The 11,984-nt window shown below is 72.6% G+C and carries 11 protein-coding genes; 6 read left to right on the top strand and 5 right to left on the bottom strand.

Annotated elements, in window-relative coordinates:
* Positions 1-94: 94 nt before the first annotated feature.
* From AB0412_RS17330 to AB0412_RS17310, 5 genes are read right to left on the bottom strand one after another with little or no spacing between them, the layout of a single operon-like run.
* Positions 95-1,297, bottom strand: coding sequence for an SDR family oxidoreductase (locus tag AB0412_RS17330; RefSeq protein WP_366403413.1), 1,203 nt, complete (start codon positions 1,295-1,297; stop codon positions 95-97).
* Positions 1,294-2,448, bottom strand: coding sequence for an alpha/beta fold hydrolase (locus AB0412_RS17325; protein ID WP_366403412.1), 1,155 nt, complete (start codon positions 2,446-2,448; stop codon positions 1,294-1,296). Before AB0412_RS17325 ends, AB0412_RS17330 begins: the two co-directional genes overlap by 4 nt.
* 15 nt (positions 2,449-2,463) lie before the next feature.
* A complete protein-coding gene (locus AB0412_RS17320) occupies positions 2,464-4,050 on the bottom strand; it encodes an AMP-binding protein (RefSeq protein WP_366403411.1) in 1,587 nt (528 codons plus the stop codon).
* The gene (locus AB0412_RS17315; protein WP_366403410.1) at positions 4,050-4,292 is read right to left on the bottom strand and encodes an acyl carrier protein; all 243 of its coding nucleotides are present in this window, start codon (positions 4,290-4,292) and stop codon (positions 4,050-4,052) included. The genes AB0412_RS17320 and AB0412_RS17315 overlap by 1 nt, the downstream gene beginning before the upstream one ends.
* Complete coding sequence (locus tag AB0412_RS17310) at positions 4,289-5,371, bottom strand: hypothetical protein (RefSeq protein ID WP_366403409.1); 1,083 nt, start codon at positions 5,369-5,371, stop codon at positions 4,289-4,291. Before AB0412_RS17310 ends, AB0412_RS17315 begins: the two co-directional genes overlap by 4 nt.
* Before the next feature lie 418 nt (positions 5,372-5,789).
* Here AB0412_RS17310 and AB0412_RS17305 point away from each other — a divergent pair, with 418 nt between their 5' ends.
* Genes AB0412_RS17305 through AB0412_RS17280 form a run of 6 tightly spaced genes read left to right on the top strand, consistent with a single transcriptional unit; the run spans position 5,790 to position 11,785 of the window.
* The gene (locus tag AB0412_RS17305) at positions 5,790-7,898 is read left to right on the top strand and encodes an MMPL family transporter (RefSeq protein WP_366403408.1); all 2,109 of its coding nucleotides are present in this window, start codon (positions 5,790-5,792) and stop codon (positions 7,896-7,898) included.
* Between the two features lies 1 nt (position 7,899).
* On the top strand, positions 7,900-9,000 hold the full coding sequence (gene paaA, locus AB0412_RS17300) for a 1,2-phenylacetyl-CoA epoxidase subunit PaaA (RefSeq protein ID WP_366403407.1): 1,101 nt from the start codon (positions 7,900-7,902) through the stop codon (positions 8,998-9,000).
* Positions 9,001-9,011: 11 nt separating this feature from the next.
* Positions 9,012-9,308, top strand: a complete 297-nt coding sequence (gene paaB / locus AB0412_RS17295) for a 1,2-phenylacetyl-CoA epoxidase subunit PaaB (RefSeq protein ID WP_366403579.1) — start codon at positions 9,012-9,014, stop codon at positions 9,306-9,308.
* A complete protein-coding gene (gene paaC / locus AB0412_RS17290) occupies positions 9,292-10,083 on the top strand; it encodes a 1,2-phenylacetyl-CoA epoxidase subunit PaaC (RefSeq protein ID WP_366403406.1) in 792 nt (263 codons plus the stop codon). The genes paaB and paaC overlap by 17 nt, the downstream gene beginning before the upstream one ends.
* On the top strand, positions 10,080-10,580 hold the full coding sequence (gene paaD, locus AB0412_RS17285; protein ID WP_366403405.1) for a 1,2-phenylacetyl-CoA epoxidase subunit PaaD: 501 nt from the start codon (positions 10,080-10,082) through the stop codon (positions 10,578-10,580). The genes paaC and paaD overlap by 4 nt, the downstream gene beginning before the upstream one ends.
* Complete coding sequence (locus AB0412_RS17280; protein ID WP_366403404.1) at positions 10,577-11,785, top strand: 2Fe-2S iron-sulfur cluster-binding protein; 1,209 nt, start codon at positions 10,577-10,579, stop codon at positions 11,783-11,785. The genes paaD and AB0412_RS17280 overlap by 4 nt, the downstream gene beginning before the upstream one ends.
* Positions 11,786-11,984: the final 199 nt, after the last annotated feature.

Below are 11,984 nucleotides of genomic sequence, written 5' to 3'. Positions count from 1 at the left end.
GGACAGGCGCTGGGGCCCGTCGTTGGATCACGTCGCAGGGAAGGGGCGGTGCCTGATCAGCGCCGCGTCTGCGGCGTGATCCGAACGGCAGGCGCTAACCCCGTGTGCTGCCGACCGGCTTGCGCGTGTTCTGGTAGGCGAAGGAGGCCCGGGCCGGGGACATGCTGCGGCCGTCGGCGTGGATGCGGTCCAGGTACCACCGCACGAAGCGGCGGACCTCCGCCCGGTCCACGTCGAAGCGCTGCGCGCCCGTGCCGCAGACGGACTCGGTGTTCGTCTGGTCGAAGTGCTTCCCGTTGATCATGTACGAGGCGTAGAACTGGATGCCCTCGTCCAGCTTCAGGTCGATCGCGGTGAGCAGTCCGCGGTTGGACACGAAGCGCGGGGTGCGCAGCCCGGTCAGCTCGAAGACCTCCTCGATGACCTCGCCGACCTTCGGCGAACCGGCGTTGTTGAGGTGGTAGACGGTGCTCAGCGGGCCCTCGCGGCCGATGGTAACGGCGTTGCGGGCGACCAGGTCGACCGGGACCAGATCGCACTCGATGTCCGGGTCGGCGATGATCGGCACCTGCCGGTGCTGGAGCAGGTTGCCGAACTCCTTCTCCACGGCCTGCCTGAAGCGCAGCACCGAGGAGACGAAGCCGTACATGCCGGTGAAGCTGGTGGCGGCGCCGGTCCCGCTGTGGCCGATGACGATCGACGGGCGCAGCACCCGCCACGGCAGGCCGGAGGCGGCGACCTCCTCCTCGCCGACGGTCTTGGTGAACTCGTAGACGTTGTTGGCCCAGTCGGTGTCGCCGGGGAACTCCTCGCGCATCACCCCGGTGCGCCTGCCCGCCACGTACGCGGTGCTGACGTGGTTGAACACCGGTTCGCCGAGCGTCTTGGCCAGTGCCAGGACGTTGCGGGTGCCGTGCACGTTCATCAGGTTGATCTCGTCGGCGTGCCGGTCCTCGTACTTCAGGGAGGCCGCGACATGCCAGAAGGTGCCGATGGTGGTGCCGCCCGCGGCGGCGCGGAACCGGTCGGCGGACTCGGCCAGTTCGTCGTCGGTCATGTCCCCGGCGACGGCCCGGGTGCGCTCCAGGATCGACGGGAGCAGGTCCGGGACGCCGTACATCTCGGCGGCGTGGCCGAGCGCGTCGTGCAGCCGACGGGTCGCGGCCTCGTCGTCGGCGCCGCGGACCAGGCACACCAGGCGGTCGGTGGTCCGCCGGAGCAGCTCCAGGGCGAAGGCGCCTCCGACGAAGCCGGTCGCGCCGGTGATCACATGGGCTGCGGGAACCGTGGCAGTCACTGTGCGGACTCCTGGGAGGTGGTGGGGAGGGTGGGGCTGTGGTGGGCGCGCAGGTGGCCGGCGATGGTGCGGAGGCTCTCGAAGACCTCCGGCGGGACGTCCATGTCCCACTCGACGGACAGCCGCTCCTCGATCCGGCCGAGGAGCTGGGTGAACGCCCAGGACTCCAGGCCGATGCTGTTCAGGGGGGTGTCGGCGAGTCCCGTCTCCGGCAGGTCGGCGCGGTCCGCGACGACCTCGCGCAGCAGCGCCCCGAGTTCCGCGATCAGCGGGTCCTCGCCGTCCGGGGACACGGCCGCGTCGCGGGCCGCCAGCGAGTCGAGGAAGTGCTGGACGCGGACCTGGAAGCCGTCGGGGTCCTCCATGTACGGCAGGTGGCCGGTGTCGTGCATCCACTGGACCTCGCAGTCCTCGATGAGACGTCCGGCCTGCGCACCGAGGTCCTGGTTCCACATCTCGTCCTTGTCACCGAGCAGCAGCAGCGTCGGCTGCTTGATGCGCGTCAGCTGCTGGGGTCCGTCGGTGACCTGGGTGGCGCACCTGAGGTTGGTGAGCATCGGGTCCGGCGGGTGGATGGCCGTGAACGCCGAGCGCAGTCCGAGGTAGCCGGTGGCGCCCATCTCGCGCATCGCCTTCTCGCTGAAGACCACCGAGTACAGGTGGTCCCACAGCGCCTGGGTCCCGCCCAGTTCCAGGGAGTTGATGCAGGCCCGCTCGGTGGCCCGGCGCCGGATGCCGTCCGAGGGCGTGCAGGACGGGCCGGCGAGGATCAGTCCGTCGACCCGTTCGGGGTGACGGGCCGCGAAGTCACGGCAGATGAAGCCGGAGGCGGAGGTGCCGAGCAGATGGGTGCGCTCGATGCCGAGGCCGTCGAGCAGCGCCCGCAGGTCCTCCACGTGGTCGTCCCAGGTCATGTCCGGGCAGACCGAGGAGGCGCCCTGGTTGCGCAGGTCGTAGGTGAGGACCCGGTTGTGCCGGGCGAGTTCGGCGGTGAAGTTGCGCCACATCGGCGCGATGATGAAGAAGTTGTTCACCAGGGTGAGGTACGGGCCCTGATCGCCCTGGATCTCGTAGTAGAGCTCGGTGTCGTCCGAGACGCGGAGCGTGCGCTCCGCGGTGTAGCGCAGGTCGAGCGTGGGTGCGCTGGTCATGGCCTTCCTTCCGGCTCAGGCGCGCAGCAGCTTCTTGAGGATCTTTCCGGCGGGACTGCGGGGCACCTGGTCGATGAACTCCAGGTGCCGGGGCCGCTTGTACGGGGCCAGGCGCTCGGCGAGGTGCGCCAGCAGCTCGGCCTTGGTCACGGCCGGCGCGCCGTCGCCGTCCGTGGGGCCGTCGCCGTCCGCCGTGCCGTCCGCCGGGCCCGTGACGACGTACGCCAGCGGCGTCTCGCCGTAGTCCGCGTCCGGGACGCCGACCACCGCCGCGTCCCGCACCAGCGGGTGGGTGAGCAGCGCGCGCTCGATCTCGGCGGGGTAGACGTTCTGCCCGGCGCGCAGGATGAGGTCCTTGCGCCGGTCGACCAGGTGGACGAGTCCGCTCTCGTCGAGGAAGCCGAGGTCGCCGGTGCGGATCCAGCCGTCGGCGGTGATCTCCTCGGTGGCGGTCGGGTCGTTCCAGTAGCCGCGCATCAGGCCGGGGCCGCGCACGGTGATCTCGCCGACGGCGCCGCGCGGCAGTTCGGTGCCCTCGTCGTCGAGGACGCGCACCGACATGCCGGGGATGACCCGGCCCGCGGGCAGCGGCCGGTCACTGCCGGGCTCGGGGTGGTCGTCCGGGCCGAGGGTGACGAACGGGCCGCCCACCTCGGTCATGCCGTAGACCTGCCGGAAGCCGCAGCCGAGCCGCTCGGCCGCCTCCGCGTACAGCTCGACGGGCATCGGCGCCGCCCCGTACATGACCTCGCGCAGGGAGCCGAGGTCATGGCTCGCGATGCCCTTGCTCTGCAACAGGAAGCGGAGCATCTGCGGCACCAGCCAGACGTGCGTGGCGCGGTGCCGCTCGATCGCCGCGAGCGCCCGCTGCGGGGTGAAGCCGGGCATCACCACGACCGTGGCTCCGGCCGCCATGTAGGTGAGGGTGATCGTCATGCTGCCGTGGTAGAGCGGGCAGCAGTTGACCAGCACCATGTCGCCGCCGGGTGCCGCCGAGGCGAGCCAGCCGAGCGAGATGGTGCGGAACGAGCCGTGGTCGACGGTGACGCCCTTGGCCCGGCCCGTGGTGGCCGAGGTGTGCAGGATCGCGGCGAGGTCGCTGTCGCTGACGTCGGGGAGCCGGAGGCCGGCGTCCGTGTCCGTGTCCGCGTCCGTGGCCGTGGCCGTGTCCGCGTTCTCGTCGCCGTCCGCCGGCGTTCCCGGCGCGGTCGCTCGCGCGTACTCCGGGCCGTCCACCGCGATCCGCAGGCGGACCGGCAGGTCGGGGTGGCGGTCGAGGAGCGCGGTCTCACCGAGGATCACGCCGGTGCCGGTGCGCCGCACGATGCCGGTCACCTCGGTCGCGGTGAGGCTGTGGTTCAGCGGTACGAACAGCGCACCGAGCTTGGCCAGCGCGAAGTACGACTCGAGGACCTCGATGCGGTCCAGGGACAGGACGGCGACCCGGTCGCCCCGGCCGACGCCGCGGGCGGCGAGCGAGCGGGCGAGCCGGTCCGTCCGGTCGTCCAGCTCGGCCCAGGTGACCGAGCGTTCGGCGTCGATCAGCGCCGTGCGGTCCGCGAAGCACTGCCGGTTGCGGTGCAGGATCTGGCCGAGCCACATCAGGCGGCTCCCTCGGCCGTGCGGCGCGCGGCGATCAGGCGCTCGTAGTCGGCGATGGAGGACAGGCCGTCCATGTCCTCCGCGGTGACCTCCACGCCGGTCCGCTCCTCGATGAGCAGGACCAGGCGGACCAGGTCGCCCGAGTCGACGCCGCTCGCGCTCAGGTCGGCGTCGGCGGCGATCTCACCGCCGAACTCGGCCATGCCGGTCAGTTCGACGAGCATTTCCCTTACGGTGCTCATGCGTTGCCTCTCACTGTGGTGCCGCTGAAGGTGTTGTCCCAGGACCCGTCGCCGACGGGGCAGTCGTGCACGGCCAGCGGGACGCCGGCCGGGACGGACCAGGGCAGGAACCGGCTCGGGACGGAACCGGCGCAGAAGTCTCGGAACTCCTCGTGGGGCGGTCGGTGCCGCTCGGAGAGGACCGCGAAGACCGGGTCGACGGGCTTGAACTCGCCGTCGTCGTCCAGGACTTCGCACCAGGCGTGCTCCGCGTCCAGGACGCCCAGGTAGCGGCCGCGCCGGGTGCGGGCCGTGAGGCCGTCCGCCTGTGCCCGGCGCTGGAGCTCCAGGGAGCAGACAGTGCAGTCCATGATCCCGAGCCGCTCGGTCTCGGCCCGGTCGGTGCGCAACCCGGGGTGCATCCACTGGAACCGGTACGGCCCGTCGCGCAACTCGGCCACCAGCGCCTCGAAGTGGCCCCGGGCGGTGGCCGACAGCAGCGGGGCGCGCCGTCCGGAGGTGGTGACGCGGCCGATCAGACGCAGCGTGGCGGCGTTCTCCACGACGAGCCGGTCGCCCTCGCGTACCGCGGGCTGCGCGCAGTCCAGTTCGTCCAGACGGCCGCCGAAGACCTCGGGGGTGGGCAGCGCGATCCGCCAGGTGCCGCCCGGACACCCGGGTTCGCGGCAGCGCAGCCGCCAGTCCAGCGTCCACCGCCGCGGCGGGGTCCAGGTGTCGGGGCTGCCCGAGGCGAACCGGAGCATCATCCGCTGGCCGGCCAGCGGGACGCTTCCGACGGCACCGGAGTAGAGCGCCACGTTCGCCAGGTCGTGGTAGTCGAAGCGCAGTTCGTCCCCGGAGCCCGCGTGGGCGAGGCCGCTTGCGGCGAGCCGGTCGAGGAGTTCGTCGGCGCAGCCGAGCAGGGCCCGCGCCTCGCCCCGGCCCACGCGTAGCTCCCGGTACCTGTCCGGCATCGGCACCAGGTCACGCAGGGCGGTCAGCCAGGGGCGCAGCGCGGGGTCCGCCGGGGAGCCGGCGGGAGTCGCCGAGGACCCGGCGGAGGTCGCCGGGGCGGCGGGTGCGCGGACGTCGGTAGCCATGGTGGCGCGGTCCTTCCGGGCGGGAGGGGTGGGCAGTGGCAGGGGCGGTGGCGGTGGGCCGCCCCAGGGGCGGGCGGCCGGGCGCTCGGGCGGTTCCAGAGCGGCGCGGGGCCTGCGCGCCGCAACGGCACGCACCGACAAGAGAGTCCGGCGAACCGGCCCGGCAATCCCTCGCCGGCCGAACTGGACCGTGTGGCGTACCCCATAGACCCGGCGGGGATAGCGGGGGCGGGCCGCGGCCTCATCACCCTCGGGGGCGTCTCGCCGTCACCCCCGTCCTGCCCCCGCTCGAAAGGGAGTTCGCGAAGTGTTCGCAAGGCTGTTGCAGCTTTTGGAGAGGGGACCGCGGCGTCTGCTCTGGACCGTCGGGGTTCTCGCACTCGTCTGCCTGGCAGGCGGCGGGGCCCAGATGAAATCCATGACCATGGGCGTGGACGACTACGACGACTCCGCGTCGGCCGCCGTCGAGGTCCTGGAGGACGTCGAGAGGGCGAGCGGCGCCAACCTCGAACAGGGTTACGTCGTCCTGGTCGAGCTGGACCGGCCCGTCGACCCGGCGTCACAGAAGCGGCCCGAACTGCTGCGCCGCGCCGTCGAGCTGATCGAGAAGCGGCCCGAGGTCGCGGGCGTCACCGACTTCGTCTCGGCCGGGAACCCGGCGATGGTGCGCGAGGACGGCAGGAGCACCTACTTCGTCGCCACCGTCCGCGGCTTCGAGCCGGGCGACGCCGTCACCAAGGCCGTCACCAGCACCCAGGACGCCATCAACGCGGACGAGCAGCTGCGTGACCGCGTGACCCTCGGCGGGCCGACCACGTCCAACGTCGAGGCCAGCGCGATCTCCAGCGAGGACCTCGGCAAGGCCGAGGCGCTCGCCTTCCCGCTCCTGCTGATCCTGCTGCTGTTCATCTTCCGCGGCGTGATCGCGGCGCTGATCCCGCTGGGCGGCGCCCTCGTCTCCATCGCCGTGGCGCTGGGCGTGCTCGGCGGCGTGATGACGGTGCTCGACCTGTCCGTCTTCGCGCTCAACCTGGTGATGGCGCTCGGCATCGGCCTGTCCATCGACTTCAGCCTGCTGATCATCTCCCGCTTCCGCGAGGAGCTGCGGCTCGGCCACGGCGTCCACGAGGCGGTCGGCCGGACCATGCGCACCGCCGGCCGCACCGTGCTGTTCAGCGGCCTGACCGTCGCCGTCGCGCTGGCCTCCCTGCTGGTCTTCCCGCAGCGGTTCCTCTACACCATGGGCATCGCGGGCATCGCCACCTCCCTCGGTGCGCTGCTCTTCGCGCTGCTCGCGCTCCCGGCGCTGCTCACCGTGCTGGGCGAGCGCATCAACGCGTGGGCGCCGAAGAGCTGGCAGCGCGCCCAGGAGCGCGGCGCGGGCAACGGCTCCGGCGGCCGCTGGTACCGCTTCTCGCACGGTGTGATGCGCCGCCCGGTCAGCGCGGCGGTGGCCGCGGGCGCGGTGCTCGTGGTGCTCGCGCTGCCCGTCCTCGGCATCAGGTTCACCGGCATCGACTCCGCCTCGATGCCCGAGGACTCCGACGCCGGCCGCGTCTACGCGACGCTGGAGAAGGACTTCCCGGGCTCCCTCCAGTCCCCGGTGCACCTCATCTCCGAGGCCCCGAAGGAGGCGGGCGCGGAGCTCACGGCCTACGGTGAGCGGCTCGCCCGCCTCGACGGCGTCGCCGCCGTCACCGCGCCGCGGCCGATCGGCGACGGCATGTGGGAGACCCAGGTCGCGCTCGAGGACGCCCCGCTCTCCCTGGACGCCCAGGACACCTTGGACGCGATCGAGAGCGTGCGGGCCCCGTACCCGACGGTGCCCACCGGCAACACCGCGCTCTACGACGCGATGATGACCAGCCTCGGCGACCACCTGCCGCTGAGCATCGGCCTGATGTCGCTCACCACGCTGCTCATCCTGTTCGCGATGACCGGTTCGGTGGTGCTCCCGCTGAAGGCCGTCGTCACCAATCTGCTCACCCTCGCCGGCACCTTCGGTCTGCTGGTCTTCGTCTTCCAGGACGGCCACCTGTCCGGCGCCCTCGGCTTCACCGACCAGGGCGCGCTGCAGCCGACGATGCTGATCATCCTGCTCGCGGTGGCCCTCGCGATGTCCACCGACTACACGGTCTTCCTGTTCTCCCGCATCAAGGAGGGCGTGGACCACGGGCTGCCGGACCGCGAGGCCATCGCCACCGGTCTGGAGAAGGTCGGCCGCACGGTCACGCTGGCCGCGGTGCTGTTCTGCATCCCGATGGGCGCGCTCGTGCTCTCCCGGCTGATCTTCATCAAGCAGCTCGGCTTCGGCACGGCCGCCTCGGTCGTGATCGACGCCACCCTGGTGCGCGCCCTCCTCGTGCCCTCGCTGATGGCCCTGTTCGGCAAGGCCAACTGGTGGGCGCCGGGTCCCCTGCGCCGTTTCCACCAGCGCTTCCTGAGCGGCCTTCAGGAGCGCGACGAGCCGGCCCCGCCCGTGGCGGCCCCGGGCCGGACGGCCGTGAGCTCCGGCCGGGAGGTCTGAGTTGACCGCCGACACCCCGTGCGCCGAGCGGCTGGAAGCCCGCTTCGAGGAACTGCTCCGCGACGACGAACGGGTCGAGCCGCACGACTGGATGCCGGACGGCTACCGGCGGATGCTGGTCCGGCAGATCGCCCAGCACGCCCACTCGGAGATCATCGGCATGCAGCCGGAGGGCGCCTGGGTCACCCGCGCGCCCTCGCTGCGCCGCAAGGCGGTCCTGCTCGCGAAGGTGCAGGACGAGGCCGGGCACGGGCTCTACCTCTACGCGGCGGCGCAGACCCTGGGCGTCAGCCGCGCCGAACTCCTCGACGCCCTGCACAGCGGCCGCCAGCGCTACTCGGGCACCTTCAACCACCCGGCGCTCACCTGGGCGGACACCGGGGCCATCGCCTGGCTGACGGACGGTGCCGCGGTGGTGAACCAGGTGCCGCTGTGCCGCACGTCGTACGGACCGTACGCACGCGCCATGCTGCGCGTCTGCCAGGAGGAGACCTTCCACGTCCGCCAGGGCTACGACTCGCTGCGCGCGCTGTGCCAGGGCACGCCCGAGCAGCGGCGGATGGCGCAGGACGCGGTGGACCGCTGGTGGCTGCCCGCCGTGGCGCTGATGTTCGGTCCCCCGGACACTCCGGGGAGCAAGGACAAGGCCGCCGCTTTCGGGGCGGCGCACACCAGGCGGGCGATCGCCTGGGGCATCAAGCGGCATCCCAACGACGAGCTGCGTCAGCGCTTCGTCGACATCTGCGTGCCGCAGGCCGAGGAGCTGGGCCTGCGCCTGCCCGACCCGGCCATCCGCTGGAATCCCGACCGCGGGCACTACGACTTCACTCCCGTCTCCTGGGACCAGTACCGCGATGTGCTCTCGGACGACTCCCCGTGCGCCCGGCAGCGCCTCGTGCACCGGGTCGCCGCGCACGAGGAGGGCGCCTGGGTGCGGGAGGCCGCCGTCGCCGCGGCCCGGCGCGAGGCGACGCGGACGCAGACACCGGAAGGGACCGACGGGTCCGCACGGGGAAGGACCGGGTCCGCACCGGAAGGGACCCACGGGTCCGCACAGGGCGGCCGCGCCGCCGCCGGCCAGAAGAGGGGGACACCTGAGTGAGCACCACCGCGATCACCGGGGCCGAGACGCCGTGGGAGGTCTTCGTCAGAACCCGCCGCGGTCTCGGCCACCAGCACGTCGGCTCGGTACTCGGCGCCGACGCCGACCTGGCGATGGCGAACGCCCGCGATCTGTACACCCGGCGCGGGGAGCCGTCGTCGATCTGGGTGGTCCGGTCCGCGGACATCCGGGCCACCGCCCCCGACGAGAAGGAGCCGCTGTTCAGCAACGGCGCGGGCAAGCCGTACCGGCTCTCCGAGCAGTACGCCGTACGGGAGGGCGGGGGTGATCATGGCCACGGCGACTGAGACCACCTCCCCGGACGCCACCGGGCTGGAGGGCGACATCGCGCAGTACGCGCTGGCCCTCGGCGACGACGCGCTGATCCTGTGCCAGCGGCTCTGTGCCTGGGTCACCCGGGCGCCGTCCATCGAGGAGGACCTGGCGCTGTCCAACATCGCCCTGGACCTGCTCGGCCACGCCCGCACCCTGCTGTCGTACTCCGCCGAGCTGACCGGCAGCGGTGACGAGGACACGCTCGCGTTCACCCGTACCGAGCGGCAGTTCCGCAATGTGCAGCTCGCGGAGATCCCGAACGGGGACTACGCGGTCACCCTCGCGCGTCAGCTCTGTCTGACCCAGCACACCAGGCTCCTGTACACCGCGCTGGCCGGTTCCGCGGACGCGGTGCTCGCCGCCTTCGCCCAGAAGGCCGTCCAGGAGTCCACGTACCACTGCGCGCACGCCGAGCAGTGGACGGTCCGGCTCGGCACCGGCACCGAGGAGAGCCACCGCCGGATGCAGGCGGGTCTGGAGCAGGTCTGGCCGTACACCGGTGAGCTGTTCGAGACCGACGCGGTCACCGCACGGCTCGTCGCGTCCGGGGTCGCGGTGGACCCCGCGGGGCTGCGGGAGGAGTGGGACGCGGCCGTCGACGGCGTCCTGGGCCGGGCCGGACTGGCCCGGCCCAGGACGACGTGGCACTCCCGCGGCGGCCGGGACGGTCTGCACACCGAGGGGTTCGGCCCACTGGTGGCCGAACTCCAGGCGGTGCACCGGCAGTACCCGGGAGGCATCTGGTGACGGCGGTACGCGAACGGCTGACGCCGGAGCAGGTACGGACGCGCATCGAGGCGGTCCCGGACCCGGAGCTGCCGTTGATCACCCTCGGGGAGCTCGGCGTGGTGCGGCGGGTGACCGAGACGCCCGAGGGGACGCTGGAGGTCACTGTCACGCCCACCTACACCGGCTGCCCCGCCATGGACACCATCGTGGCGGAGATCCGGGCCGAACTCGCCCGCTGCGGGCATCCGGACGGCCGGGTGCTCACCGTCCTGGCGCCCGCGTGGACCACCGACTGGATCACGCCCGAGGGGCGGCGCAAGCTCGCCGAGAACGGTATCTCGCCGCCGGGTGGCAGGACCGACCCGCCGCACGTGCGGCTCGGCACCGGCGCGGTGTGCCCGCACTGCGGCTCCACGGCCACCCGGCCACAGAGCCCGTTCGGGGCGACGCGCTGCCAGTCCGTGCTCGTATGCCTCTCGTGCGGGGAGAACTTCGGCCACATGAAGGCGATATGACACCACCAGACGGTGCCGGCCGCCCGCTCGAGGAACGCGCGCACAGCCGCGACCGGCACCGGCAGTCGCAACCGCAGCCGGTCCGGCCGGCGTCCGGCTTCCACGCGCTGCCGGTCATCCGGGTGGACCGGCTCACCGACACCGCCGTGGCCGTCACCCTCGGCCTTCCCGACGAACTGGCCGCCACCTTCACCCACCGTCCAGGCCAGCACATCGCGGTACGCCACCGCCTCGGCGGGCCCGGTGCGGGCGAGGAGATCCGGCGCAGCTACTCGATCTGCCTGCCGCCGCTGTCCGCGCCGCCGGGAACGCTGCGCATCGTCGTCAAGCAGCTCGGCCCGGGCGGCTTCGGCGAGCACGCGCTCGGCACGCTGGCCGTGGGCGACACCCTCGAAGTGGGCCCGCCCAAGGGCGGCTTCACGCTCGTGGACCGCTCCGGAGCACACCACGTGCTGATCGGCGGCGGCAGCGGCATCACCCCGCTGATGAGCATGGCCGCCGCCGCGCTGCGCGACGACCCCGAGTGCCGCGTCTCGCTCCTCTACGCCAACCGCACGACCCGTTCCATCCTCCTCGCCGAGGAGCTGACGGACCTCAAGGACCGCTACACCGACCGGTTCTTCGTGCTGCACGTGCTGTCCCGCGAGGAGCGCGAGTCCCGGGTGCTGTCCGGCCGGATCGACGCCGTGAAGCTGCCGCGCCTGCTGGCCGGACTCGGTGCCCGGCCGGACGACGACCGCACGCACTTCTACCTGTGCGGGCCCTGGGGCCTCGTGGAGTCGGCGGGCGAGGTGCTCCGGCGGCTGGGCGTCACCCCGTCCCGGGTGCGCCGGGAACTGTTCACCACGGCCCCGGAGGCACAGGATCCGCCCACCCGCCCGGCCCCGGCCCCTGGCACGGGCACGGGCACGGCCGCCATCACGGGCGGCGCCCGGATCACGGTCACGCTGAACGGCCGCAGCACCGAGGCCGAGATGACCCCGCAGGACTCCTCGCTGCTCGCGGCGGTACTGCGGCACCGGCTGGAGACCCCGTACTCGTGCCGCGACGGTCTGTGCGGCTCGTGCCGGGCGCGGGTGGTCGAGGGCGAGGTCGTCCTGGACCGCCGCCACGCGCTCTCCCGGGAGGAAGAGGAGGCCGGTTACACGCTGCCGTGCCAGGCCCGCCCGGTGTCGGACCACGTACGGCTGGACTTCGACGTGTAGGTCCCACGCGTCACCCCAGGGAAGGGGAGAGGGCCGGGAACCACGAGGTGTGGTTGCCGGCCCTCTGCCCGTATGCGGGTCAGAATCAGGCGCCCTGGGGCATCACTTCACCGGTTCGGGTTCGGGTGCGCTCTCGGTCTGCGCGTCGCCGGCCGGGTCGAGCGGTGTCTTGACGGATTCCAGCAGCAGCTGGGCGACG

Origin of the sequence: Streptomyces sp. NPDC052012, from assembly GCF_040689265.1 — a bacterium.
Classification (GTDB): domain Bacteria; phylum Actinomycetota; class Actinomycetes; order Streptomycetales; family Streptomycetaceae; genus Streptomyces.
The sequence above is the reverse complement of the archived record's forward strand: the minus strand, read 5'-3'. Positions and strand labels throughout refer to the sequence as shown.